The organism is Streptomyces sp. NPDC053069, assembly GCF_044546895.1.
Taxonomy (GTDB): Bacteria; Actinomycetota; Actinomycetes; order Streptomycetales; family Streptomycetaceae; genus Streptomyces.
Genome location: NZ_JBITZN010000004.1, coordinates 65,919 through 89,996 on the forward strand (window position 1 = coordinate 65,919; position 24,078 = coordinate 89,996).

At 68.9% G+C, this 24,078-nt stretch carries 23 protein-coding genes, 1 tRNA gene and 1 pseudogene; 10 read left to right on the forward strand and 15 right to left on the reverse strand.

Features of this window, described 5'->3' with window-relative positions; genetic code table 11:
* Window positions 1-547: 547 nt before the first annotated feature.
* A tRNA-Gly gene (locus ACIGXP_RS10150) sits at window positions 548-621 on the forward strand.
* A gap of 161 nt (window positions 622-782) precedes the next feature.
* On the opposite strand, the gene ACIGXP_RS10155 is transcribed toward ACIGXP_RS10150, so the two are convergent.
* Window positions 783-1,196, reverse strand: a complete 414-nt coding sequence (locus ACIGXP_RS10155; protein ID WP_399766290.1) for a winged helix-turn-helix transcriptional regulator — start codon at window positions 1,194-1,196, stop codon at window positions 783-785.
* 100 nt (window positions 1,197-1,296) lie between these two features.
* On the opposite strand from ACIGXP_RS10155, the gene ACIGXP_RS10160 reads away from it, so the two are divergent.
* A complete protein-coding gene (locus ACIGXP_RS10160; protein ID WP_399766293.1) occupies window positions 1,297-2,238 on the forward strand; it encodes an NADP-dependent oxidoreductase in 942 nt (313 codons plus the stop codon).
* Between the two features lie 20 nt (window positions 2,239-2,258).
* Here ACIGXP_RS10160 and ACIGXP_RS10165 read toward each other — a convergent pair whose 3' ends face one another.
* The 3 genes from ACIGXP_RS10165 to ACIGXP_RS10175 all read right to left on the reverse strand — a co-directional run bounded on the left by ACIGXP_RS10165 (window position 2,259) and on the right by ACIGXP_RS10175 (window position 4,531).
* On the reverse strand, window positions 2,259-2,417 hold the full coding sequence (locus ACIGXP_RS10165; protein ID WP_399766296.1) for a hypothetical protein: 159 nt from the start codon (window positions 2,415-2,417) through the stop codon (window positions 2,259-2,261).
* A 735-nt stretch (window positions 2,418-3,152) separates the two neighbouring features.
* Complete coding sequence (locus tag ACIGXP_RS10170) at window positions 3,153-3,617, reverse strand: ABA4-like family protein (RefSeq protein ID WP_399766299.1); 465 nt, start codon at window positions 3,615-3,617, stop codon at window positions 3,153-3,155.
* Window positions 3,614-4,531 carry a hypothetical protein gene (locus ACIGXP_RS10175; RefSeq protein ID WP_399767224.1) on the reverse strand — a complete coding sequence of 306 codons (918 nt, stop codon included), beginning with the start codon at window positions 4,529-4,531 and terminating at the stop codon, window positions 3,614-3,616. The genes ACIGXP_RS10170 and ACIGXP_RS10175 overlap by 4 nt, the downstream gene beginning before the upstream one ends.
* A gap of 220 nt (window positions 4,532-4,751) precedes the next feature.
* Between ACIGXP_RS10175 and ACIGXP_RS10180 the strand changes: the two genes are divergently transcribed.
* The 4 genes from ACIGXP_RS10180 to ACIGXP_RS10195 all read left to right on the forward strand — a co-directional run bounded on the left by ACIGXP_RS10180 (window position 4,752) and on the right by ACIGXP_RS10195 (window position 8,409).
* Window positions 4,752-5,405, forward strand: a complete 654-nt coding sequence (locus ACIGXP_RS10180) for a MerR family transcriptional regulator (protein WP_399766302.1) — start codon at window positions 4,752-4,754, stop codon at window positions 5,403-5,405.
* 108 nt (window positions 5,406-5,513) lie between these two features.
* On the forward strand, window positions 5,514-5,729 hold the full coding sequence (locus ACIGXP_RS10185) for a type II toxin-antitoxin system VapB family antitoxin (RefSeq protein WP_351239434.1): 216 nt from the start codon (window positions 5,514-5,516) through the stop codon (window positions 5,727-5,729).
* Window positions 5,726-6,148, forward strand: coding sequence for a PIN domain nuclease (locus ACIGXP_RS10190; RefSeq protein WP_399766307.1), 423 nt, complete (start codon window positions 5,726-5,728; stop codon window positions 6,146-6,148). The genes ACIGXP_RS10185 and ACIGXP_RS10190 overlap by 4 nt, the downstream gene beginning before the upstream one ends.
* 602 nt (window positions 6,149-6,750) lie before the next feature.
* Entirely contained in the window at window positions 6,751-8,409 is a 1,659-nt protein-coding gene (locus ACIGXP_RS10195; protein WP_399766310.1) for an RICIN domain-containing protein, read from the forward strand.
* A gap of 81 nt (window positions 8,410-8,490) precedes the next feature.
* Here the strand turns inward: ACIGXP_RS10195 and ACIGXP_RS10200 are convergent, their stop codons facing one another.
* From ACIGXP_RS10200 to ACIGXP_RS10215, 4 genes are all read right to left on the reverse strand, one after another.
* A complete protein-coding gene (locus ACIGXP_RS10200; protein WP_399766313.1) occupies window positions 8,491-10,926 on the reverse strand; it encodes a non-reducing end alpha-L-arabinofuranosidase family hydrolase in 2,436 nt (811 codons plus the stop codon).
* Between the two features lie 143 nt (window positions 10,927-11,069).
* Entirely contained in the window at window positions 11,070-11,855 is a 786-nt protein-coding gene (locus tag ACIGXP_RS10205; protein ID WP_399766316.1) for a hypothetical protein, read from the reverse strand.
* On the reverse strand, window positions 11,852-12,382 hold the full coding sequence (locus tag ACIGXP_RS10210; RefSeq protein WP_399766319.1) for a SigE family RNA polymerase sigma factor: 531 nt from the start codon (window positions 12,380-12,382) through the stop codon (window positions 11,852-11,854). The genes ACIGXP_RS10205 and ACIGXP_RS10210 overlap by 4 nt, the downstream gene beginning before the upstream one ends.
* A gap of 138 nt (window positions 12,383-12,520) precedes the next feature.
* On the reverse strand, window positions 12,521-12,718 hold the full coding sequence (locus ACIGXP_RS10215) for a hypothetical protein (protein WP_399767253.1): 198 nt from the start codon (window positions 12,716-12,718) through the stop codon (window positions 12,521-12,523).
* Between the two features lie 14 nt (window positions 12,719-12,732).
* On the opposite strand from ACIGXP_RS10215, the pseudogene ACIGXP_RS10220 reads away from it, so the two are divergent.
* Window positions 12,733-12,997 (forward strand): annotated as a pseudogene (locus ACIGXP_RS10220) (YibE/F family protein); the annotation flags it as partial.
* Between the two features lie 367 nt (window positions 12,998-13,364).
* On the opposite strand, the gene ACIGXP_RS10225 reads toward ACIGXP_RS10220, so the two are convergent.
* Window positions 13,365-14,276 carry a serine/threonine-protein kinase gene (locus ACIGXP_RS10225; protein WP_399766322.1) on the reverse strand — a complete coding sequence of 304 codons (912 nt, stop codon included), beginning with the start codon at window positions 14,274-14,276 and terminating at the stop codon, window positions 13,365-13,367.
* A gap of 109 nt (window positions 14,277-14,385) precedes the next feature.
* On the opposite strand from ACIGXP_RS10225, the gene ACIGXP_RS10230 reads away from it, so the two are divergent.
* The 3 genes from ACIGXP_RS10230 to ACIGXP_RS10240 all read left to right on the forward strand — a co-directional run bounded on the left by ACIGXP_RS10230 (window position 14,386) and on the right by ACIGXP_RS10240 (window position 16,571).
* Window positions 14,386-14,931, forward strand: coding sequence for an RNA polymerase sigma factor (locus ACIGXP_RS10230; protein WP_399766325.1), 546 nt, complete (start codon window positions 14,386-14,388; stop codon window positions 14,929-14,931).
* A 250-nt stretch (window positions 14,932-15,181) separates the two neighbouring features.
* Complete coding sequence (locus ACIGXP_RS10235) at window positions 15,182-15,739, forward strand: hypothetical protein (protein WP_399766328.1); 558 nt, start codon at window positions 15,182-15,184, stop codon at window positions 15,737-15,739.
* Window positions 15,740-15,875: 136 nt separating this feature from the next.
* Window positions 15,876-16,571 carry a hypothetical protein gene (locus tag ACIGXP_RS10240; RefSeq protein ID WP_399766331.1) on the forward strand — a complete coding sequence of 232 codons (696 nt, stop codon included), beginning with the start codon at window positions 15,876-15,878 and terminating at the stop codon, window positions 16,569-16,571.
* A 45-nt stretch (window positions 16,572-16,616) separates the two neighbouring features.
* Here the strand turns inward: ACIGXP_RS10240 and ACIGXP_RS10245 are convergent, their stop codons facing one another.
* The 6 genes from ACIGXP_RS10245 to ACIGXP_RS10270 form a co-directional block, all read right to left on the reverse strand.
* Window positions 16,617-17,984: a cryptochrome/photolyase family protein gene (locus tag ACIGXP_RS10245; RefSeq protein ID WP_399766334.1), complete on the reverse strand. Its 1,368-nt coding sequence runs from the start codon at window positions 17,982-17,984 to the stop codon at window positions 16,617-16,619.
* A gap of 16 nt (window positions 17,985-18,000) precedes the next feature.
* Window positions 18,001-19,512 (reverse strand): SDR family oxidoreductase, encoded by a 1,512-nt coding sequence (locus tag ACIGXP_RS10250; RefSeq protein WP_399766337.1) that lies wholly within the window; start codon window positions 19,510-19,512, stop codon window positions 18,001-18,003.
* A gap of 162 nt (window positions 19,513-19,674) precedes the next feature.
* Window positions 19,675-20,253, reverse strand: a complete 579-nt coding sequence (locus ACIGXP_RS10255) for a hypothetical protein (RefSeq protein ID WP_399766340.1) — start codon at window positions 20,251-20,253, stop codon at window positions 19,675-19,677.
* Window positions 20,250-22,316 carry a hypothetical protein gene (locus tag ACIGXP_RS10260; protein WP_399766343.1) on the reverse strand — a complete coding sequence of 689 codons (2,067 nt, stop codon included), beginning with the start codon at window positions 22,314-22,316 and terminating at the stop codon, window positions 20,250-20,252. Before ACIGXP_RS10260 ends, ACIGXP_RS10255 begins: the two co-directional genes overlap by 4 nt.
* A complete protein-coding gene (locus ACIGXP_RS10265) occupies window positions 22,316-22,765 on the reverse strand; it encodes a hypothetical protein (RefSeq protein WP_363215142.1) in 450 nt (149 codons plus the stop codon). Before ACIGXP_RS10265 ends, ACIGXP_RS10260 begins: the two co-directional genes overlap by 1 nt.
* Window positions 22,766-23,235: 470 nt before the next feature.
* Entirely contained in the window at window positions 23,236-24,042 is an 807-nt protein-coding gene (locus tag ACIGXP_RS10270; protein WP_399766347.1) for a calcium-binding protein, read from the reverse strand.
* Window positions 24,043-24,078: the final 36 nt, after the last annotated feature.

Genomic DNA, 24,078 nt, shown 5'->3' on the forward strand with positions numbered 1-24,078 from the left:
CCGTGACAATCGTGACGACTCCGCGCGCCTGAGTTACGACGCGACTACTGACGATCGCTGCCGCGATTCACTGCCACTGCTTCGATGACGGCCTCTACCGCTGTTTCTACCGCTGCCTCTCCAGGGTGACCGGCACCACACTGCGGAGCCGGGCGCACCGGGGACACCTCATGAGCCGGCGAGGGCCGAGCCGGTCGGCCTGCTGCATCGGGAACGAAGCGGTGCTGAAGACGTGCCCGTCCGCGCAGCGGACGACGGTGCGTTCCATCAAGTCCCTTAAGTCCCTTCCCCAAGAGCCTCGTCGGGCTTACCGCCCTGACGACAAAAGCCACATTACGGGATCAAAGAGACGACTCTCCAGGCGGCACTCCGGCCCCACCCGGACCCTCCCCGAGGCCCCCACCGTACGCCCCAACTCGGCCCGGCCGCAGCCGGATCCACCCCTGAAAAAGACTCAGACCCCAGGGCCTCGGCACCAGGGGTCCGCGATGATGTACAGTGAGCAAGGTCCGGACACCGGATCCGCGAGGATCATGTCCGAACTTACGCGGGTGTAGTTTAATGGTAGAACATCAGCTTCCCAAGCTGAGAGCGCGAGTTCGATTCTCGTCACCCGCTCCATGTGAAACCCCCAGGTCAGAGACCCGGGGGTTTTTGTCTGGACCGGTGGGCTGCCCGCGGAACACAGCAGCGCCATGAGGCCGCTGTCGGCTACCCGTGGGCTTCTCGTCGTGGTGCGCGCCGCCGAACCTCGTCTGATGGCTGATGGATCGGCACGACGATCAGGCCATGACCGGCTGTACTTCCTGGGCCGCCCGTGCGTCGTAGGCGTCGCGGGCGTCCAGAACGGCATTGATGTTTTCCTCGGACCAGGTCCGGATCGCGTGCATCAGCGCGGTGACGCTCTCGCCCAGCTCGGTGGCCGCGTATTCGACCTTGGGTGGAATGGTCGGGTAGACCGTGCGGGTGACCAGGCCGTCCCGCTCCAGGGTACGCAGGGTCTGGGTGAGCATCTTCTGGGTGATGCCGTCCAGGCGGCGTCGCAGTTCGCCAAAGCGCATCGGGCCGCCGGACAGTGCGCCCATGACCAGCATGGTCCACTTGTTGGCGAGTACGTCCAGGATCTGGCGCGAGGGACAGGCGGCCAGATAAGCATCCGCGCCGCCATAGAAGCGCAGGTTGTCAGTAGTACCCATGAGGTACCTATATACCTTTGAAGTGCCTTCTGTTCAACAGGTACTGCCCTGCCCAGGATAGGGGCATCCCGAACGACTCTCTGAACAGGAGTGCATGACGATGCGCGCGATCACCCAGAAGACCTTCGGCGGCCCAGAGGTGCTGGAGCTCGTCGACGATATGCCCAAGCCGGCACCTGGACCGACGCAGGTGCTCGTCCGAGTCAGGGCGACCAGCGTCAACCCCGTGGAATTGTTCGTCCGCTCCGGCGCCTTCCCGTTGCTGGGCGAGCCGCCTTTCGTCCTGGGCTGGGACGTCTCCGGGGTGGTGGAGCAGGTCGATCCGGGTGTGCACCGGTTCAAGGTCGGCGACGAGGTATACGGGATGCCGTACTTCCCGGCCGCGGCCGGGGCGAACGCCGAGTACCTGGTCGCCCCCGCACGGCAGTTGGCTCGCAAGCCCGCAGGGATCAGCCACGAGGAGGCCGCGGCGCTGCCGCTGGTCGGTCTGACCGCCTGGCACGCACTGGTGGAGATCGCGCAGCTGCGGCCGGGACAACGGGTACTGATCCACGGTGCGGGCGGCGGGCTCGGGCACGTCGCGGTGCAGCTGGCCAAGCACCTCGGCGCAGAGGTGATCGGGACGGCGAGCGCGGCCAAGCACGACTTCCTGCGCGGCTTGGGTGCGGACCAGCTGATCGACTACCAGGCCCAGGACTACACCGAGGTACTCCGGGACACGCCGGTTGACGTGGTGTTGGAGACCCTGGGCGGCGGGAACGCCGAGCGTTCCTTCGGCGTGCTGCGGCAGGGCGGCGTACTGGTGACGGCGGTGGAGCGGCTCAGCACCACCCTGCCGCAGCTGGCGAAGCAGTCCGGCGTACGGTTCGCAGCGGTCGGCGTGGAACCGGACCCGGCCGGCCTGGAGGCACTGACCGAACTGGTCGAGGCGGGGAGGCTTCGGGTGCACCTGCAGCAGGTGTTCCCGCTGGAGAGGTTGCCCGAGGCGCACGAGGTGCTGGCTGCCGGCGGCGTGCAGGGCAAGCTTGCGATCACGGTCTGAAAGGACCGCCTGAGGTGTGATCAGGCAGCGGCGTCCTCCCACCGCTCGGTCAGGACGCCGCTTTCGAAACGGGCGCCTGCACGCGCCAGAGGGACGAGGTTGGCGCCGCTGATCGCGCACCGGCGGCCCTGGGCGTATTCGACGAGCTTGGACACCATGGCGAGGGCGGCGTTCCCCACCGTCGTCGGTGATCGCGGCGCATGGTGCAGGCCGCCGGTGGCATGCCATTCTGCTTCCTCGGAACCAGTGGCGGGCCTCAGCCAACGCGCATCGCGTGAGCCGCTGGTGGCCTATGGCGGAGAGCAGTTCACGCTTGCTCTGGCTGTCCGTGCCCGGGCGGGCGGTGAGCATGATGGGGGTCGGCTGGGCGACCTCCTGCCGATCCCGGACACGCGAAGTCAACGCTGTACTCGTGGAGTTCGGCGACGACCCGGGTGGCTCGGAGACCGGCGTCGTCGGCCGTCAGCGCGGCGCGCAGTTGGCCGGCCTGGGTAAGGGATTTTCTGCCAGGGACTCGGCCAGGTCGGACAACGCTGTGCGCACTCGCGACGGAGCTTCTGGCCCGGGATGCAGAGCGAGCCGATCCCGGCGCTTCGGCCACCGCGCTCACGCGCTGGCCCGCCGAGCCAGGACGCCGTGCCCATAACGTGCCCTTGACAGCGGAAAACCACGGTCAACAGCGGTGCCAACCGACCCGCACGACGGCTCCAAGGCGATGACGTCTGGCCAGGTCAGAGATGTAGCGCCCGCGCAAGCGCCGTCGCTTCCCAAGCTGAGAGCGCGAGTTCGATTCTCGTCACCCGCTCCATGATGAAACCCCAGGTCAGCGGCCTGGGGTTTGTTTGTGTCACCGACCGCGGGTTGTTTGCCGCTGCGACCTGTTACGGCTGGCACCCATGGATCCCCAGCGCCGACTACGTGGCGCCGACGGTCACGGTGGCCGCGAGGTCTTCGCGGGGCGTACGCCATGACCTTGCGGCGCGCAGCCCCAGGAAGAGCAACAGTCCGAACGGTGACAGCAAGATCGTGAGGACCAGCAGCGGCCCCATCAGCAGGGCGGACATCCCCAGCCGCCTGGCCTCCCGGTACATCCATTGGCCGATCAGCAGATCCCAGGCGATGACCTGTGACCAGATGGCCCCCGCGCCGTCCGCGAGGGCCGTCAGATCGCGGAACGTGTCCAGATCCGGGCTGCGGACCGCAGCCCAGAGCTCGGGGAACACCGGGACCGCCAGTGCGAGATAGACCAGCAGCACGGGCACCACGGTCCACGGTGACCCGGCGATGCGGGCGGTCGGCCCCCACCCGGGCGCGAAGATCATGAGCAGCCATACGGGTGCGGCGAGCCAGAAGGAGAACTCGAAGAGGAATCCGGTCATGGCACGAGTTCCTTGGGAGTTGAGGCGCCGTCCGAGCCATGTGCCCTGACCGGCGAGGGAGTCGGAGCCCTCAGGGATGCGTAGGTCCCGAGAACGCCGGCCGACAGGATCAGTGCGGCCACCCTCAGCGTGGCGCCGTCCGGGTGGATCAGTGGCTGGCCCCGCAACGCCTGCCAGAGAATCAGCGCGAAGGTGGCGGCGTACGTTCCCGAGGCGAGCAGCACCAGGCGCAGCCGTATCCGGTCGTCGGCAAGTCGAGTGAAGCGTGGCGCGAGGGCGGTCAGCACCGTGACCAGCAGCGGCAGGAACTGCAGCGCATGCATGCCGACGAAGTGCGGGATCCGTAGATCGCCTCCCGTCGTCGACCAGCCGGTCAGCGGCATCGACGGACCGCCGTCCGGCACGCCCACGCTGTGCGCGCCGACCACCTTCGAGACGCCGCGCGTCTGCCCCGGCGCGGGTCGGCTCATCAGGAAGCCGACGCCGGCCCCGGCCAGCGCCAGGATGATGCCGGAGCGCATCGCCCAGGCGGACGCGCGGTCGGCGATTCGGGCGCGGAGCAGCAGCACGGCGACGGCGAGTGTGCCGAGCCAGAGGATGGCGACTGTGACGCCCATCGCGTTGAACAGCGCCTCGTCGAAGGGTGTTTCGTGGTTGAAGTGGCTGCGTTTCCCGCGCACCACCTGCCCGGTGATGATCACCATCTCGATGAGGCTCGCCAGCGCGACGACCGTCCCCGCCCACCAGCCCACGCGTCGTCCGCTGGGCAGAAGCGACAGCATCCAGGCCAGAGAGAGGCAGTACGCCACGAACGAGACCGAGAACTTGAACGGCTTGAACCAGATCGGCGCACCCACCAGGACACGGTCGTCCATGGCGAGTCCCACCGCGGATATGACCGCCATCAGCGCCATCGCTGCCGCGAACAGCACCAGCGGCCGATGCCATGACCGCCATGGCGCCGACGGTGACCACAACGGCGCAGGCCGGGAAGGTGGATGTGAAAGAGACATGGCTACCCCCTAAGCGGATAGCGGCACTATCCGCTATCCGATAGCGCAACTATCTATGATGGGGGCCGGGTCGGCAAGGGCCGGCCCGGCCTCAGGGCGAAGGTCGAGGAGTGAACCGGCTGTGCGCATTGGCGAGTTGAGCCGCAAGACCGGGGTGCCGGTGCCGACGATCAAGTACTACGTCCGTGAGGGCCTGCTGCCTCCGGGCGAGCTGACCAGCCCGAACCAGGCGACCTACAGCGAGGCGCATGAGCGTCGGCTGCAGCTGATTCGAGCCCTGCTGGAGGTCGGCGGCATGAAGGTGGCCGAAATCGCGGACGTACTGGCGGCCCTCGACGACCCGGAGCGCCCCCTGCACAAAGTCCTCGGCGCTGCCGCGGACCACCTCGGCAGCGGGGACATCGAGCACGACGACGCCGAGTCGGCGGCCGCACGGGCCGTCGTCGCCGACCTCATCTCCCGGCGCGGCTGGCGCACGCACGAGTCGAACCCCGCCGCCACCGACCTGGCCAAGGTCCTCGCCGCCCTGGAGCGGTTGGGCCACGGGGCGTTTGCCGAAGTGCTCGACGACTACGCCGACGCCGCCGAGCAGGTCGCCCGCGCCGACCTCCGTTACGTGGACCAACGGGTGGCGGTCGAGGACATGGTGGAGGCCGTGGTGGTCGGGACCGTACTGGGCGAGGCGGTGTTCAGCGCGCTGCGGAGGCTGGCCCATGTGAACGCCTCGGCCAAGCTGTACGGCACGGAGGTGCCGCAGGAGCGGAAGCCGAGCTGAAACGGGCTTTCCACCGGGCTGTGCCCGCGCGAAGGTGCTCCGGACCGGATGTCCATACACCAGAGAAGATATAATGAGCGCTATCATTTATATCCCAGGAGGTGCAACATGAGTCGGACAGTGATCGACCTCGACGATCAGCTGTTGGCGGACGTGGCCAAGGCCCTCGGTACCAGCACCAAGAAGGAGACGGTGAACACCGCCCTGCGCGAGGTGCTGGAGAACCGGCGGCGCGCCCTGGCACTCACCCGCCTGCGGGCGTCGGCCGAAGAGGGCGCCTTCGACCTCGACCTCTTCGAGGACAAGGGGAACTACCGCCGGTGAACGCCGCGCAGTACCTGATCGACACCAGTGCACTCGCCCGCATGCTGCGCGGCGACGCCGAGCAGTACGGATGGGACCAGGCGGCAGCCGCCGGGCTCATCGCCACCTGTCCCATCACCGAGCTGGAGTTCTTCTACAGCGCACGTTCCGATGCCGACCGCGCACAAGGCATCGAAGACATGCGTCTGCTCTTCGGCTGGGTGCCGGTCGACGATCGCGCCTACGACCGCGCATGGCGGGTCCAGGAGATCCTCACCCAGCGCGGACAGCATCGCAGCGCCGGAGCCGTCGACCTCGTGGTGGCCGCCACGGCCGAATTGCAGGGACTCACTCTGCTGCACCGCGACCGTGACTTCGAGTGCATCGCCGCCGTCACCGGCCAGGCGCTCCAGTGGTACGGCCCCCAAGCCGGCAAATGACCTAGGGCGAGCGTCGGCCGTTCCGAGGAAGCCGCGACCATCAGCCTTGCAGCGTGAAGCGGGCTTCGCCCAAACTCTGTGCACGCGCTCTGAACCATCGACTCTTCGCACTCGTGCCCACAGCGTGCCCGTAGGAGCGGACAACCACGGCTGACAGCGGTGCGATCCAGCCCGTACGACCGCCCGAGCAGAAGCCATCTGTGCACGTCAAAGCCATAAGGCCCGCCCAAGCGCCGTCGCTTCCCAAGCTGAGAGCGCGAGTTCGGTTCTCGTCACCCGCTCCAACATGAACCCCCAGGTCATTGACCCGGGGTTATTTGTTGTCCAGACCGGCGGGCGGGGGCTGCGCCACTAGCGCACCCGGGCGGAAAAGAAATCTGTGGCTCTTCGCGGCAACCTTTTCGGCCTCTCGGACCACTCAGCGTTGTCCGGCCAAGTGGTCCGGTCAGATGCAACGGCTGAAAGAGAGCACAGGCATGTCCCTTGGACGAGAGCACAGACATGTCCCCGGCCCACCCACGTCATCGGTGGCATCCCGCGCCGGCGGCCGCCGCGCCGACGGCCACGCCCGCGGCGGTCGCCCGAAGCATCGTGACCGTCGGTTGCTCGCGCGTCGGGGTTTCTGGGCGGGCCTCGTCATGGTGGTCGTGGCCGGCTCGGCTGTCGTGGTCAGCCAGGCTTCGGCGCAGCAAACCCTGGATCTGAAGAAGTGGTACGTGCTGGTCAACCGCAACAGCGGCAAGGTGCTGGACGACCGCGGCTTCGCCACGAACGACGGCGCGGCGGTGGTGCAGTGGGCGCGCCACGGCGGGGCCAACCAGCAGTGGCGGTTCATCGACGCGGGTGACGGGTACTACCGGCTGCAGAACCGGAACTCCGGCAAGGTGCTGGACGACCTCGGCTGGTCGAAGACCGTCGGCTCCGCCATCGTGCAGTGGAAAGACCTGAACGGCACCAACCAGCAGTTCAAACTGGCCAAGTCGCCGGACGGCTACGTGCGTTTGATCAATCGCTTCAGTGGCATGGCTGTCGATGTCCGCAACGCCGCCAAGGCCGACGGGGGCGACGTCGTCCAGAACCGCGACCGGGGCGGCGCCGATCAGCAGTGGCAGCTCGTCCCGGCCGGGAGTGTCGGCACGCAGCCGTCGTCAGCGCCGTCTCCCGCGGCCGGTGGCGGCAGCTCGACGACGCGTTTCATGGGCAGTAGCACGGTGCTCATCGGCGGCTCGATGTCTGACGCCTCGGCGGCCGCCGCGCCGTTCGACGTGCGGTACGCCTATGTGCACAGCCAGCCCGCGCCCTCGTCGGCCTACTACTCGGCATCGCTCTGCCAGGCCGCGTGGTCGAGCTGGTGGGGCTGCTGGAACGGCAGCACCACGGCGCCCGGCACTTACGTGACCTGGCGGGACACCGTGGCGGCCCACGCGACGTACAAGGGCAGCCCGCGCCCGCAGAAGATGCTCTGGACCTGGTACTCGTTGCGCGACCTCGGGGATGCGGCAGGCCAGGGCGACGGTCCGGGCGAGGTCGTGGCCATCAACCGGCTTGACCTGCTCACCCGGTACATGAACGACTACCGTTTCTTCCTCCAGAAGATCGGCACCTCGCACGACATGATCGACCTCGAACCCGACTTCTGGGGCTACGTCCGGTCGCTCGGCGATCCGCACAAGGTTGCCGCGCAGGTCTCGGCCGCGAATCCGACGGATTGCGGATCCCAGGAGAACAGCGCCGCCGGACTCTCCCGCTGCCTGATCTCCATGGCGCACAAGTACGCGCCGAACACCGCCGTGGGCCTCCACCTCACCTGCTGGGACTGGCAGAACAACACCCAGGGATGTGTCAAGGACTACGCGACCCTCGGGGCACAGAACGCCGACTTCCTGGTCACCGACGTGTCGGACCGCGACGCAGGCTGGTACGCACAGCCGGCCCACGGCGGCCGTGACACCTTCTGGACCGACCAGAAGGCCGCTGACTCGCTGAGGTTCTACAAGACGATGGCCGAGTCCGTGGGCAAGCCGGTGGTCCTGTGGCAGATCCCCGTGGGCAACATGGCGCAGAACAACACCCTCAACCATTACAAGGACGACAAGGTGGACTGGTTCTTCGCGCACATGGACCAGGTCGCGAACGCCCATGTCGCCGGCCTGCTCTTCGGTCCAGGGCAGCAGGAACAGACAACGGCCGAGTCCGACGGCGGAAACCTGATCCGCAAGACGATCGGCTATCACAACTCGGGCGGTACAGCGCTCAAGTAGGCGAAGGCACGAATGCGCCCCCATCTCTCCGATGGGGGCGCATTCGTCGTCTTCGCCGGGCTCAGCGGGTGGAGGTGCGGATCAGCGCTGCAGGGTGAGGACGCCCGGCCGCCACGGCAGTCGGTCGTAGGGGCCGGTCGCGGTGGGGGACTTGCCCTGGTAGAGGAACTGCAGGTGGCAGGGGTCGATGGTCATGGTCTGGTCGGGGTTGGTGCGGACCAGGTCGCCGTGGCTGATGTCGTTGGTCCAGGTGGCACCGCTGTTGGCCTTGCCCGCGAAGGGGTTGCTCTCGCCGGCGGCCTGCGGGGTCCACGAACCGCTCAGGCTGGAGGCCGTGAAGGAGCGGAAGTAGCGCTGCTCATTCGCACCCCGAGCCTCAACGATCATGAGGTACTGGTTCTGCCCCTGGACCTTGTAGACCTGCGGCGCCTCGAACAGGTTCTTCTCGGTGTCGCTCATGACCGTCGTGTACGACGCGCCGAAGTTGCCCGGGAAGTTCCCGATCGGCATGCTCGCCCGGTAGATCTTGCCGTTGTCACCGGCGAAGAACAGGTACATGTTCTGGTCGTCGGCGATCAGTGTCTGGTCGATCGGGCCGGTGGGAGATTCAGTCTTGGGGATGCTGCCGGTGAACAGCGGCTGCGGCGCGGACCAGCCGTTGGGGTTGGTGGGGTCGCTGGACGTGCGGTAGACGAAGGCCGACGCGCCCCACTGGGACGCCAGCACCCAGATCTTCTTGGGCGCGAAGTAGAGCAGCGTGGGCGCCACCGTGGACTGGCTCATCCCGGTCTGGCCGGCCGACGCCATGTCCGACCAGTTCGTGAAGGGCTTGAACATCATCGAGCCGTACGACGATCCCGACACGCTCGACGCGTAGACCAGGTGCTTGCCGTTGTACACCACGTCGGTGAAGTCCTTCACCGCGTCCCACCCGTTCGCCGGTTGCGCCAGCGCACCCGTCGACGTCCACCGGTATGTCGACGGAAGCGCACACGTGCCGCCCGCCGGCGCGGGCGTCGAAGTCCTGAGGTTCCAGTGCTGGTGGGCGCCGCCGTTGGAGTCCCAGATCTGGACGGGAGTGCCGTTGGCGGTCCGACCGCCGGGGATCTCCAGCGCACGGCCGCTGGCGACGTTGGTCAGCGTGTAGGAGCCGTCACTGTTGCGGTCGGCCCGCCAGTGCTGGTTGGCGCCGCCGCCCGAGTCCCAGACCTGCATCCTCGTCCCGTTGCTCGTCTGGTTGCCCGGCTCCTCCAGGACCCGGCCGCTGGCGACGTTGGTCAGCGTGTAGGAGCCGTCACTGTTCCGGCCGGCCCGCCACTGCTGATTGGAGGCACCACTGGCGTCCCACACCTGGAGCGGGGTGCCGTTGCCGTTGTATCCCGCGGGCTCGTCGAGAACGCGTCCGGCGGCCACGTCGGAGAGCGTGTAGACGGTGCCGGAGGTGATGCCCCTGCCCGGCGTGCCGCCGCTGCTGCCGCCCAGGGCGGTGAGTACCGCGTTGTAGGCGGGCTTCTTGTTGCCGCTGCTGTCGAACAGCAGCGGATTCTCACCGGTGCGCCACGAGTCGCTGTCCCTGATCCCCCACACCGTGATGCCCGTGCAGCGGGCGACGTTCATGCACGCCTGGACGGCGCCTGCGTACGCCGTCGATGACGCCTGGGCGATGTCGAGCTCGGTGATCTGGACGTCCACGCCGAGCGCGGCGAACTTGGACAGAGTGGTCTGGTAGCCGGCCGGCGGGCCGCCTGCGCCGAAGTGGCTCTGGAAGCCGACGCAATCGATGGGCACACCGCGGGACTTGAAGTCCTTGACCATCGCGTAGACGCCCTGCGTCTTGGCGTCGGTCCAGTTCTCGATGTTGTAGTCGTTGTAGCAGAGCTTGGCCGAGGGGTCGGCGGCCCGGGCCGTGCGGAACGCCTCCTCGATGAAGCCGTTGCCCAGCACGTCCTGGAAGACCGAGCTGCGGTGCTGACCGCTGCCGCCGTCGGCGAACGCCTCGTTGACCACGTCCCAGGCGTAGATCTTGCCCTTGTAGTGGGTCATCTCGGTGGTGATGTGGTTGTCCATCACGCTGCGCAGGGTGTTGGCGTCGGTGATGGACCTGACCCAGCCGGGCAGTTGGGAGTGCCAGACCAGGGTGTGGCCGCGCATCCGCTGCCCGTGCGCGGCGGCGTGGCCGACGATCGAGTCGGCCGGGCCGAAGTTGAAGGTGCCGCGGGACGGTTCGGTGGTGTCCCACTTCATCTCGTTCTCCGGGGTGATCATGTTGAATTCCCGGTCGAGAATCGTGGAGTACGTCGAGTCCCCGAGTCTGCCCGAGGACACGGCCGTACCGAAGTAGCGGCCGCTGCCGGCCGCTGCACCGGCCAGGGTCGGCGTGCGGGCCTTCGGCGTGTGGGCGGCCTGGGCGACCAGGGGTACGGCGGCACCCGCGGCGGCGAGGACCACGGCGGCGGCGAGCACGCGGCGGGTAGCCGGACGGCGGCGATGAGAGCGGTTCTGATCTGACAACGGCATGTCCTTCTGGCACAACGGGCCTTGATCCGGCCCTGGTTACCCGTCAGTTGCCGCCATGCACACAAAGGTTGCCGCGATCGAGGGAAGAAATCCCATCGAGGCTGTGCGGCAAGGGGACGAGTCCCCGTGCCGCACAGCGGCGTTCACCGGATCGGGACGAACCCTCCCCGGGCCGACGCGGAGCCGCCCGAACCCTGCGCGTCGACGCGGTAGCCGTCGCCCGCGGCACTGCGCACGCCGGTGGCGTGGTTGAACTGGGCGGCAAACTCATGGCTCCCGGCCGGTACGGTCAGGCCCGGCTTGAGGACCCAGCGGTAGACCAGGGTGCCGCCGGCCTCCTGGGCGGTGACGGTGAAGTCACCACTCGGCAGGGTCTGCCAGGTGCCGGTGTTCTTCACCCCGCCGGTCTGCACGATCCGCATCTCGACCGTGAGCGAGGTGAGCGGCCGGGTCGTCTTGAGGACGAGGTTGCTCTGCGCCCAGTAGACGGTGCTGTGCGGGTCCACCGAGCCGGCCGTCCACAGCGCCCCGTTCTGGCTCTTGCCGGCGGTCGGCGATGGACTGGTGGCCGACGGAGTCGGGCGTGAGCTGCCCGAGGTGGTGGCCGGGGCCGGCGCGACAGGAGTGGGGCGGGCCGATGCCGAGTGCGGGGAGCCGGCGGTCGGGGACGGGGTGGCAGGCGCGGTCACGGTGGGCGACGGCGACGAGTGCGCGACGATGGCGGCGACGGCGAGGCCGCCGGTCGCCAGGATGCCGGTGGCGGCGAGCCCAGCGAGCGCGACCCTCGTCCCGGACCTCGCGAACGGCCTGGCGCGGTGACGGACGGCGGGGCCGGCCATGCCGCGTTGCACCCGGGCCAGCATCCTCGCACGGTCGGGCCGGTGGCCCTCGGCGGCCTCACGCAGCCGACGGGCGATCTCCTCGTTCACCGGTTCCTCCTCCCTGCCACCAGGTCCCCGACCGCTCGCGCGCCAAGAATCCTTTCCAGCTCGGCCATTCCCTTCGAGGTCTGGCTCTTCACCGTACCGACCGATATGCCCAGCGCTGCCGCCGTGTCCTTCTCCGACAGGTCGAAGGCGTGCCGCAGCACCACGCAGGCGCGCTTGCGGAACGGCAGCCGGGCGAGCGCCGCACGGACGTCCAGCACGGCCGCCATGTCCGGCCCCTCCGCCTTCTCGGGGATGCGGGACCAGAACAGCGTGATCCGGAGTCGCTCGCGCACCGCGCTGCGGATCCGTCCCCGCGCCAGGTTGGCCACCACACCACGGGCATAGGCGAGCGGATGGTCGGCCTGCCGCAACCGGTCCCAGCGCTGCCACAGGGCGACCAGGGCATCCGCCGCGAGGTCGTCCGCCGCGTCGGTCTCGCCGGTCAGGAGGTGTGCCAGACGGGCGAGTTCGGCATAGTGGCGTTCGAAGAATTCGTGGAACTCCGCGGACGCGTCATCGAGGAGCATCCCCCGCCCTCTCCTGGCAATGATGTGCGCGTTAGTTGCGCGTTTAACAATGGGGGCGCAGCCTAACAGTGCCCAGCCCGGGATCCGAACGGCGGTCGTGCTCGGTTGCGTGCCGGTGAAGGCCGACCGGCAGGCTGGTCAATGCCGGGCGAACTGGACGCCGGTCGGCTGCGCGACGTCCGGCCGCACGGCGATGCCGTCGGCGGTCAGCTGCTCCCCGTAGATGTCGGTGATCCTGAGCGCCCCGCCGCAGCCGGTGCCATCGGCGGACAGGAAGTAGTTGCAGTCGGTGCGGGACAGCCGCCGCGTGGCCGCCGACGAGCCCACCGCACCCAAGGACCTGCAGTACGGCGATGATCGGGCCGAGCGCCACCATGCCGATCGCCCTCTACATGTGCCACGGCCTGTCCGCCCGTACCTCGGTGGCGGTACACGGCACACTGGTCTCACTGTCTGGGAGCTGCACGACGCCAACCCGGCAATGGGCCGGCGCGCGCGCTTTACCGGGCGGGCATCCGCATCGGCCGCGACCACATCGCCTCCGTGGTCTACACCCTCGTCCTCGCCAACGCCGGCGCCGCGCTTCCGCTACTGCTCTTCTCCCTCGCGCAGAGCAGGCGGAACCCCACGGCAGTTGAGCGGGCGGCAGGGGTCTCGACCAGCCGCAAACAAGACGAGCGCGCATCGAGCGGGGATTGGCGCACTGGCCGCCAAGGGCAGTTTCGCCGGTTGTCCGGCCAACACTGAACCCCTCCTCCGTGTGCTCGCGCAACGGCGCCCTTCCGGTCGGCGCTCGCTTCCAAGGCTCGGGGAGTCGTCAGCCGCGAAGAGGGCCCCCTTCGCCTACTCGCGCACGGCGTGCCCATAGCGTGCCCTCAAGACCGGTCAGCCCGTGCTCGCGGGCCCCGCCGGGCGAACTGACCCCGGACAGCATCTCGCCGAACGGGCGGCACCTTCCGTATCGGACGCGGGACTCGCAAGGTCAGCGGGACAACCAGGTCAGCACCGCTGTCATCAGGTACACGACGACCGCCGCAAGCCAGACCATCAGGCGCGTCGGCTTCGAAGACCTGACCGACGCCCACTCCTCCTCCTGCTCCCGTGACAGCAGCGCATCCGCGAACGCCTGCGCGGTCTGCGGTCGTTCGTCAGGTTCAACGGACAGCGCAGCGCGAAGCAGTGTTTCGATGCCGTCCGGAACCCCCAGCTCTCCGGGAAGGGTCGGCAACGACGTCGTCGACGCCTGCTGCGTCACCATGGCTGTGCGACCGCCCGACCCGAACGGCTTGCGTCCGGTCAGCAACTCGAACGCGACGACACCGAGGGCGTACACATCGGCCCGACCGTCGAACCCGCCCGTCTGGAAGGCCTGTTCGGGCGCCATGTACGCGGGAGTGCCGGTGGTGACTGTCAGCCCCGACGCGTCGGCCAGTTGTTTCGCGCTGCCGAGGTCCGCGACGAGTACGGCAGCAGGCGTGCGGCCGGCGTCGAGCAGGAGGTTCGACGGCTTGATGTCGCGGTGGATGACGCCCGCGTCATGGAGCACCTGAACTGCGTACCCGGCCTCGGCCGCGAGCCGGAGCGCCTCCGCGGGCCGGCAGTGCCCTGTCTTCTCGGCCAGCGTGCCGCCCCGGACGTAGTCCATGACGAAGTACGGCCGGTCGTCCTGGACGCCGACGTCGTGAACGCGCACGACACGTGGGCTGGAGATTCTGCGGAGCAGCCTCGCCTCCGCCAGGAAGCGCTGTCGTACATCGGCGTTCGACGCCCAGTTGTCGGCCAGCACCTTGACCGCGACATCGGTGTCGAGCTCGGGGTCGTATGCCTTCCATACGGTGGCGAACGAACCGGCTCCCAGCCTGTCCTCAAGGAGATAACGACCTAGCTTCTGCATGTGGCAACATTTTTCCCGGGGCGACGTGGCGGATGTGACCGGCTGTAGTGGGGAACTTCCGTGCGACCCAGTGGGGTCCAGGTCGGACGATAGCGGGGGGGACAGCAGGGTGCTCGAGGAGGATGAGCTGACGCACCTCGTGGCGTCTGCCCAGGCAGGTGACCGGGCGTCCCTGGACCGCCTCCTCGTCCGGCTTCGGCCCACCGTGATGCACCGCTGCTCCCGGTTCCTTCCGCACCACGCCGACGCCGAAGAGGCCGCGCAGGACGCCCTGTTGTCCATCAGCACACATCTGCACGAGTACACCGGGCGAGGCTCGTTCCTCGGCTGGGTGACGGTGATCGCCTCGAACGCCGCCAGGTCCACGTATCGCTCGATGCGCCGACGGGCGGAGGACAGTCATGCCGTCGTTCCCGACGGTGTCGACCCACGGACGACGAGCGTCATCGCGGGGACCCGCCTGGACCTGATGGAGTCGCTGGCCGCACTGGAGGAGCGGCACCCGGCCCTGGTGGAGTCCTTCGTGCTCCGCGATCTCGGAGACCTGACCTATCTTCAAGTAGCCGAGATCACCGACGCTCCTTTGGGCACGGTCAAGGACCGCATCCATCAGGCCCGTCGCTTCATGCGGGACCGCCTCGGCGGTGGCCTCTGAGACGCCCCGGCTTCCCGCTCCCTCCTGGCATCAGCTCGACCGCGGGCCGGGAGGTGCTGCCGTGCGTGCTCGGACGATCGTCCTCGTCCTGGCGGTAGCCGTCGGGCTCGGCCTGTTGACCGGCCGGTTCGTCCTGCCCGCGCCCTCTGCTCCGGCCACCCCGACGGTGACGTCAGGCGCTGCGGCGTCCTCACCGGGCAACGGCTCTCCGACGCCGAGGCCCGCGAGCGGACCCATGACGAACCGGCACTTGCTGACAGCGGCCGAGTTCAGGAAGGTTGGTCTCTCCAAGCGCATCTACGTGCGGGATCGCGTCGGAGACGGCAACTACGCCAACGCGACCTGCACCGGCGAGAAGACCCTCGGCGAGACGCTGGGAGCGTACGGCGCGCACTTCCGCGGGCTGGTGACGAGCAAGGACACAGGCCACGGCGACCCCACCGAGGCGGCGAACATCGACGATCAGGTCTCACGCGAAGTCGCCGACGACGCCGGAAGCCGCGCACTGGCTCAGAACTACGCGGAACGCCTGCTGTTGGAGGAAGTGCCGTGCCAGAGCGAGCCCGCCACTCACTGGATCTACGGGCCGACGCACACGATCGACGTCGCTGCGGACATCACCGCCAGTTGGATGGGTGTGTACGGCGGCGACCTGAACACCACAGGGACCGCACCACGAGGCAAGGAGCCGTGTGGAGGCGTCGCCATACTCCGCAACGGCTCGCACTACGGGGTCCTGGAGATCGATGCCTGCCTGGACACGGCTGCGATGACGCGGATCGTCCGTGCGGCCGTGACACGGCTCTGAGACCTCCCCCCGCCCCACCAGGACGTGACATGGCTCACATCGATCGTGGCAGATCGCCATCCAACATCTCCCGTACCCCCGGCATCTCCCAGATGTACGACGACGCCAACCGCGTCGTGACCAGACAGGAGATGAGATGTTCGACAACCAGGCAGCCCGCGGGAAGTTCGCGTGTCGCGGTCGTGTCGCGGGAATAGCCGCCTCCGTCGGTGCCGCCCTGATGGCGGTCGGCATCGGCGCGCTTCCCGCCGCCGGCGCGGACGCGAGTTCTGCGAGCCGGTCGGCGACCGCCCCTGCCGCCGCTCCTGCCGAACCCGGCCTCGGCTCCGCCGGCCTGATGCAGAGTGACGACTTCTTCCAGCAGGGCCTGGCCCCGGTCCGCGCGACGGTGGCCCTGAGCGGGAAGCAAGCTCTCTCGGCATGCTCCGGCGAGGAGACGATGCGAGAGCTGACCAAGGGGAAGGCCGCCGCCCATGCCGACGTGACCTGGACCTTCGACACCAAAGGCACCTCGCTGACCGAATCCGTCGCGGACGGTACCACCGACACATCGGCGGCCTCGTACGAGAAGCAGCTGAACAAGCTGGTGCGCGGCTGCCAGGACGAGCCGCGTGGTCACTGGTACTACGGCAAGGGGCACACGATCACCACCAAGGCCGGCGAGGGCAGTTGGTACCCGGCCTTCAGCGGCGACGGCAAGGTCGCCGGCGGCGTCGCGGTGATCCGCAGCGGCCACAGGTTCGGCATCGTGGAACTCACCGGTCAGCCCAGCGACGACCCCGGCTACATGGAGGGCATCACCGCCGGTGCCATCAACCGGCTCGCCGACTGATCTGCGAAACCCCAGGTCAACGGCCTGGGGTTGGTTTTTGTCCGGTCAGTCGGCTCTCCGCCGTTCCCTGAAACGGGCGGCGGCCGCGGCGAGATCCACGATCGGGGCGGGGTAGTCCAGGCCCGCCCGGGTGGCTGCGTCGAGGTGAGCGACGCGGTGGACCGCGGTGGCGTCGAGGTGGCGGAGTTCGGGGAGCCAGCGGCGCACATACTCCCCGCGGGGGTCGTACCGGCGTGCCTGGACGAGTGGGTTGAGGAGCCGGTTCGGGCGGGTGTCCGTGCCGGTCCCGGCGACCCATTGCCAGTTGAGCTGGTTGTTGGCCACATCGCCGTCGACAAGGAGGTCCAGGAAGTGGCGGGCCCCCGCCCGCCAGTCCACGTACAGCGTCTTGGTGAGAAAGCTTGCCGCGAGCAGGCGGGCCCGGCCCGGCATCCAGCCCTCGTGGCGGAGCTGTCGCAGGGCGGCGTCGACGACGGGGTAGCCCGTGCGGCCGTCCTGCCAGGCTTCGAACTCCTTCGTGGCGCGGCGCCAGCGGTCGTGCCGGGGCCGGTAGTCGTGGTCGGCGGCGTCGGGGCGGGCCGCCAGGACCTGGTGGTGGAAGTCCCGCCAGGCGAGCTGGCGGACGAAGGCGTGCGCACCGGGACCGTCCTGGGCGCGGACCCGGTGCAGCAGTTCGGTGGGTGAGAGGCAGCCGAAGTGCAGGTAGGGGGAGAGCCGGGAGGTCGCGTCGGCGGCCAGGTCGTCGTGCCGGTCGTCGTATGCGGACAGCGGGCCCGCCAGCCATGACCGCAGCCTGCGGCGGGCCTCGGATTCCCCGCCGGCGGGCAGGCTCGGCGAAGTGGGGCCCGACGCGAGGGACTCCGCGCGAGGAAGGCCGGCCGAGCCCACGTCCGGTAGCCGTACGACGTCCGGTGCGGGCAGGACGCCGCGCCCGGAGAAGCTCTCCCATCGGCGGAAGTAGGGGGTGAAGACGGCGAAGTGGCCCTTGCCCGCCGGTGTCAGCGCTCCCGGCGGTACGACCGTCAACGAGGCGTCGTGGACTCGTAGTTCGCGTCGGTCGCCGGCCAGCTCCGTGCGCAGCCGGTCCTCGCGCCGTGCCGCGTAGCGGCTCACCCCGCCCGCGATGTGCACCACGGCTGCCCCGGTCTCCGCCGCCACCCGGCAGGTCTCCTCGACCACGTCGCCGACGCGCACCACCAGCCGGCCGCCCCGGGCCCGCAGGGCCCTGTCGAGATCAGCCAGGCTGTCGGCGAGGAACGCGGCGCGGTTGGGTCCGGCGAAGCCGGTGCGGCGGATGCCGGTGTCGACGACGAAGAGCGGGACCACACGTTCGGCGTCCTTCAGGGCGGCCTGGAGGACCGGGTTGTCGTGCACCCGCAGGTCGGCGGTGAACAGGGCGACCGAGACGCGCACGGTTCCTTGAGCTCCCTCAGTGAGTACGGGCCGGTTCAGGGGCGGCCGATTCGGCCGCGGCGGCGATGTTGCGGGCCATGCCGCCGAAGACCGCGGCGTGGAAGGGGGCCACGCCCCACCAGTAGGCGTGCCCGGCCAGGCCGTGCGGGTGGAACAGGGCCCGCTGCCGGTACACCGTGCGCCCCTGTGGATCCCGGTCGACGGTCATCTCCAGCCAGGCCAGGCCCGGCAGCCGCATCTCCGCCCGCAACCGGAGCAGCCGGCCCGGCTCGACCTCCTCCACCCGCCAGAAGTCCAGGCTGTCGCCGACCCGCAGCCGGGTGGCGTCCCGGCGGCCCCGGCGCAGTCCGACACCGCCCACCAGGGTGTCCAGCCAGCCCCGCAAGGACCAGGCCAGCGGCGAGGAGTACCAGCCGTTCTCGCCGCCGATCGCCTCCACCACCCGCCACAGCGCCTGCGGCGACGCCGCGACCGTACGCTCGCGGTGATCCGTGTAGAGGCTCCCGCCCGCCCAGTCGGGGTCGGTGGGCAGCGGATCGCTGGGGGCGCGGGGAGTCGAGGCGGAGGACCACCTGGTGGCCACGTCCGCGTCCTGCACGCGCCTCAGAGCCAGCCGGATCGCCCGGTCGAGACCGACCGGTCCCTCCGGCGGGTCCGGCACGTAACGGACGATGTCCCGCTCGGCGCAGACCACCTCGTGCCTCAGCGACTCGACCAGCGGGCGGGCGAGAGCGCCCGGCACCGGGGTGACCAGACCGACCCAGAGGCTGGACAGCCGGGGGGTGAGGAGGGGAACGGGGAGGATGAGGCGTTTCGGCAGCGCGGCGACGACGGCGTACCGCCGCATCATCTCCTCGTACGTGACGATGTCCGGTCCGCCGATGTCGAAGGCGCGGTTCACGTCGTACGGCAGCCTCGCGCATCCCACGAGGAAGCGGAGCACGTCGCGGACGGCGATGGGCTGGATGCGGGTGCGTACCCAGCTCGGGGTCACCATCACGGGCAGCCGCTCGGTCAGATGTCGCAGCATCTCGAACGAGGCCGAACCCGACCCGATGATCACGGCCGCCCGCAGTACGGCGGTCGGCACGCCCGAGGCCAGGAGGATGCGGCCCACTTCGGCGCGGGACCGCAGATGAGGTGACAGCGCGTGCTCGGGTACCCCGGAGGGGCTCAGACCGCCGAGGTAGACGATCCGGCGGATTCCGGCGGCACGCGCCTGCTCACCGAAGACCCTGGCCGCGCGCCGGTCGGTCTCCTCGAAGCCCCGACCGGTACCCAGGGCGTGCACCAGGTAGTACGCGACGTCCATGCCCTCCATGGCCGCGCGCACGGCCCTCTCGTCCGTTGCGTCCCCGCGCACGGCCTCCGCCCGCCCGGCCCACGGATGGTCCCGCAGCTTGCCGGGGGCGCGGGCCAGGCAGCGCACGGAATGCCCGGCGGCGAGCAGCTCCGGCACCAGCCTGCCGCCGATGTAACCGGTGGCGCCGGTGACCAGACAGCGCAGCGGCCGGTCGTCGTCGGTCATGCCGGTCGACCTCCCAGGAGGACATGAGAGCCATGACGTTTCCTGCGCCCCGGTGCGTTCTGATGCGCCCTGTCGCTCTTCCCTGAACCCATGCTTGGGGCCGCGGACGAACACCGCAACCTCGCCGTCCCGGGCCGGAGGGTGGTCACACGGCTCGGTCTCTCAGGCCTTGCGGCAGTCCAGGTCCGCCATCGCCTTCGGGAGATACGCGCGCAGGAGCTGTGTCAGGTCCTTCCTGCGCTGCGAGGTGTCCTCGGGATGCTCCTTCCCGAGTTGGATCAGCGTGGCGATGCGCTTCTTGTCGCCTCCTGTGGTGCAGTCGGCGACCGCCATGGCCCCCCGGTCGGCGACGCGGGCCGCATCGCCGATGTCGGCCGGTGCGGGGTGGCCGAGCCGCTGCAGACCGCGGTCCTGCACCTTCAGGGGGTCGGTGTCGGGCGAGACCAAGTCGCTGGAGATGTAGAGGACGAGGTTGTCGTCCACGGAGACACGGCACCGGCGGCTCGTCGCGCCGGCGTCGGAGGAGCGCTGGGTGAGCTTCTTGCCGTCGGGCAGCAATGGCGAGACCAGCTGGGAGTCCACGGCCACCCCGCACAGATCACCGGGGACGGCATAGTCCCGGCCACCTTTCGAGCAAGCGGTCGACGAGAGCAGGACGGCGCAGGCGAGGGCGCCGGTGGCGAGCAGGCGTCCGCTCGACCGGCGCAGTCGCGGCCGTGCCTTCCGGGTCTGCTTGGTCACTGATCTCCTGCCAGTCCCTGAGCGCGCGAGTTTCCGTCGAACGCGGCTCCGTTGATCTCCGACGTGAGGGTGTAGCGGTTGTTGCCGTGGTGGTCGGGGTTGGCGTCCGCCCACAGGTCGGCCAGCTTCTGCAACTGGTTCTCGCGGGCGGTGAAGACCTCTCCGTTCTGCCGGGCGACCTCCTCGTTGATGCGGTTCTGCTCGTCCAGCTGCCACTGGTAGGCGAGCGCGTCCACGCCACGCTGGGCGGCGTCGCCCACGACGGGAATGAAGTTCACGGCACCGCCGAAGCCGTGGTACAGCCACTTGGCGTCCCAGGAAGGGTCGTGCTTGTCCGTCTTCAGCGCCTGGTAGCGGGCCTCCTCCAGGAAGCCGACGGTGTGTCCGGCTCGCAGGAGGGTCTCCTTGGGATCGCTGGGATGGTCGTTGTAGATGTCGCGCACCATCTCACGGTTGAGGCCGTCGTTGAGGATGCCATAGGCGTGCTGGTCGCGGGAGACCTGCTTGGCCACTTCCAGCAGCTGGTGGCGGTCCAGCTGCCGCGGGTCGCTCGGGTCGTCGGCGAGGGAGCTCGCGGTGTTGTGTACCTCGTCGCCCCAGTTGACCAGTGTGGTGGCCATGTCGTCGCGGAACTCGGACGGCATGTCGTCGCCGGCTTCGGAGAGGTACTTGAGGGATCTGTCGAGGACGTGCCGGTTGTCCGCCGTGTGCTCGACGGGGACGGCGTGCGGATCGTTGGGGTTCACGCCGGTCGCCGCGGCAAGCAGGGCCTTGCCGGTCGCCTCACGGGACTGGTTGCCGTCGTGGTCGTCGAGCGGCGTGTCGTCGAAGACCGGCCGCTGCTTGAGTACCCATTCGGCGTTGTCCTGGGGCTGGGTGGTGTTGAAGAAGTCGGTCGCGGCCTTGGGGCTGTTGGACAACCCCGTCATGAGGCCCGTCATCGGGTCGCGGCCGAAGTCGTCCCCGATGAAGTTCATCTTCGGCATCGGCGGCGCACCGGCGTTCCAGTAGTGGTCCGGCAGGCGCATCTTCTTCTCGGTCGCCACCAGGGCGTTGCCGTACTTGTTCAGGAACTGGTCGTCGTAGTCCCCGACGCGCATGAGGTTGCTCATCAGCTGGAAGCCGTAGACCTGCGTCCCGCGCGTCTGGATCCGGTCGTCGCCGAGCTGGACCATCTGGTCCTCCCACTGGCGCATCGCGGGGGAATCGGAGCGGGTGGCGCCGGCGAGGACGAGACCGAGGTTCTTCTGCAGCTCGCCCAGCTGGTCGTGCCGGGCCCGCTGCAGGTCGCCGCCGTCGGACGGGTCGGACAGGTCGGCCCAGAAGTCGAGCGTGCCTCGCGGGCCCAGCGTCGTGGCGAACTTCTCCTGGAAGAGAGGGTCGTTGCGGTACTTCGCGAGGGATCGGTTGAGCTCGTCGAATTCCTCGGGCGACATCGAGTCGCCCTTGCTCTTGAGGAGGTTGGCCAGCCTCTCGGCTTCCTCCACGGGTTCGGCGGCGGAATCCCGGTCCTGGTAGGTGGCGCCGGAGAAGCCGTACTCGGTCTGGTCGACGAGGACCCGCAGCGCCTGGTCGGCCGAGTTGTCGCTCTCGGTGGCCGCTTTCAGGATCCGCTGGACCTCGTCCCGGAGGTGGTCCACGTCCTGCTGGCTGTGCTCGGGCACCGATGTGCCCTTGGCGGCCCGGTCGGGGTGGATGTTCATGGTGACGGTGAACGACCCGTTGCCGGTGTCCATCACCGTCAGGTTCTTCTTCAGGCCGTCGGAGATCGCCTGGTTCAGCTGGTTGCGGTAGCCGACGAGTTCGTCATGGGTGTCCTTGAGAATGTTGTGGATGCTGCTCGCCTCGGCATGGGCGTCGGCGAACTCGTCGGCCGTCTTGGTGATGAACTCACGGGTCACCGTGGCGTTCACCCCTTTCCAATCGGCCTTTTCCGCCGCCCCCTTCAAGCCGTCGCGCGCGTCCTTCTCCAGCGTCTCCAGGTGGCTGACGACCTTTGCCCAGTCCGCGACGGCCGTCCCCAGCGTCTCGAAGCGGCCGAACCGCAGCGTGTCCAGATCCATCAGTGACCGGCCTCCTCGCTGAAGCCCTGGTCCAGCGTCGCGATGCTGCTCAGCTGACCCGCGATGTAGTGCTCGTCCCCCCGGTGGACCCGCTTGGTGAACTCGAGGTGGTTGGAGATGTGCGCGCACGCGTCGAGAAGCGTGGTCAGCTGGTGTTCCCAACGCTCCTGCACGTGGTCCAGACCGCCGCCCAGGCTGAAGCCCTGCCCCTTCAGGTCGGAGGCGGCGGACTGGCTGCTGGACCAGGCGTCCCGCCCGTGGTTGCCGAGCGCGTCCCAGAGGTCGAATGCCTTGTCGCCGATGGCGGCCAGGTCCTGCTGGTTCACCTTCAGGTCGCCGCCCGGCTGCGCGCCCCCGCCGCCGTCGGCCGGCAGCTGGTTCAACCGCATACTGGTCGACCGCCGCTGCGCTGCCTCGTGCTTCAGCTGTTCCCATTCCTCCCAGGCCATGTCCCCCAACCTCTCCCGGTTGTCCGTTCGGCACGATGTGAATGTGCTGCCCGACGCAGATGCAGATGTGTTGCTCTCTCCTACTCGACGCACCGAACCGATCACACGAGTCCCAGGCGGACAACACTTGACCAGCCCTCCACAGAAGGCACACGAGTACGTCACATTCCGATGCCCCGCCGGCCGACGTGATCACCAGGCCGAGCGGGGAGTGCCGGTCGCAGCCGGGCGCGGCCCGTACGTACGCAGAGTCGCTGACGAAACAGGGACGGCTGGACCAGGCCCTGCCCTGGTGGGAGAAGGCCGTCGAGGAGGGGGACCAGGGGAACCGCCTCGCGGGGATCCCGGCCCGCCACCGGGGCGATCTGGCGGTCTGCTCCGGCAGGTCAACCACCAGCACTGAACGGGGAGTGCCCCGGCGTCGAACGGCCGGGGCACTCCGTCGTGAGCGGGAGGCGTGTCCGTTCGGGTTATTGCACGTCGACGAAGTCGCCGGTCGCCTTGACGGCCGGGGTGGTGGAGGTGCCTGTGAAGTTCCAGCGCCAGTAGCCGTCTTCTGCGGCGGGGACCGTGGTCGTCAGGTCGCCGGTGCTGGAGGTGTACACGGTCTTCACGGTGGTGTAGGTCGTCGTACCGGCCTTGCGGAACTGGAGCTTGACCGGCTGGTTGGAGTAACCGAAGTAGTCGAGATTGTTCCAGTCGGCCCGGGTGAGCCTGCCGGTGACGGTGAGGGTCCTGCCCTGGGCGACCGGCTCCGGACCTGCGTCCACGGTGAGTTTCGACTGCCGCTGCAGACGGGTCGTGGTGTAGCTCGCCGTCTGGGTCCAGCTGTCGTCGTTGGCCACCCCCATCACACTGACCTTCCAGGTGCCGGCGTGGGCGTTGGTGAGTGCGGTGCCGCCGTACCTCCAGTCCGGTTCGAGGGAGAACGTCTGCTCACAGGTGGAGGTGGTGGCGCTCACGGCGACGCAGTCCGCATGGTAGTGGTACTGGTTCGACACGATGCGGTCGTCGTAGGTCTCGTAGGGGTTCGCACCGTCCGGTCCGCGCCACAGGACGAAGTCCGCGTCCTGGATGCCCGACGGGTGGGTGAAGGTCCCCGACACCGTGACCGTCTTGGCGTAGAGACCGACCACGATGTTCTTGCCACCGTCGAAGGTGACGTTGCTCATCTGGACATCGGTGGTCTGGGGCTCGTCCGCCTGGGCACCGGGGACGGCGAAGCCGGCCAGCGCGGTGACGGCACTGAGGACGGCAAAGGCAGCGCGCTTGCGCATGCATCTCCTTCTCGAAGGGATGAGTGGGAACCCGCC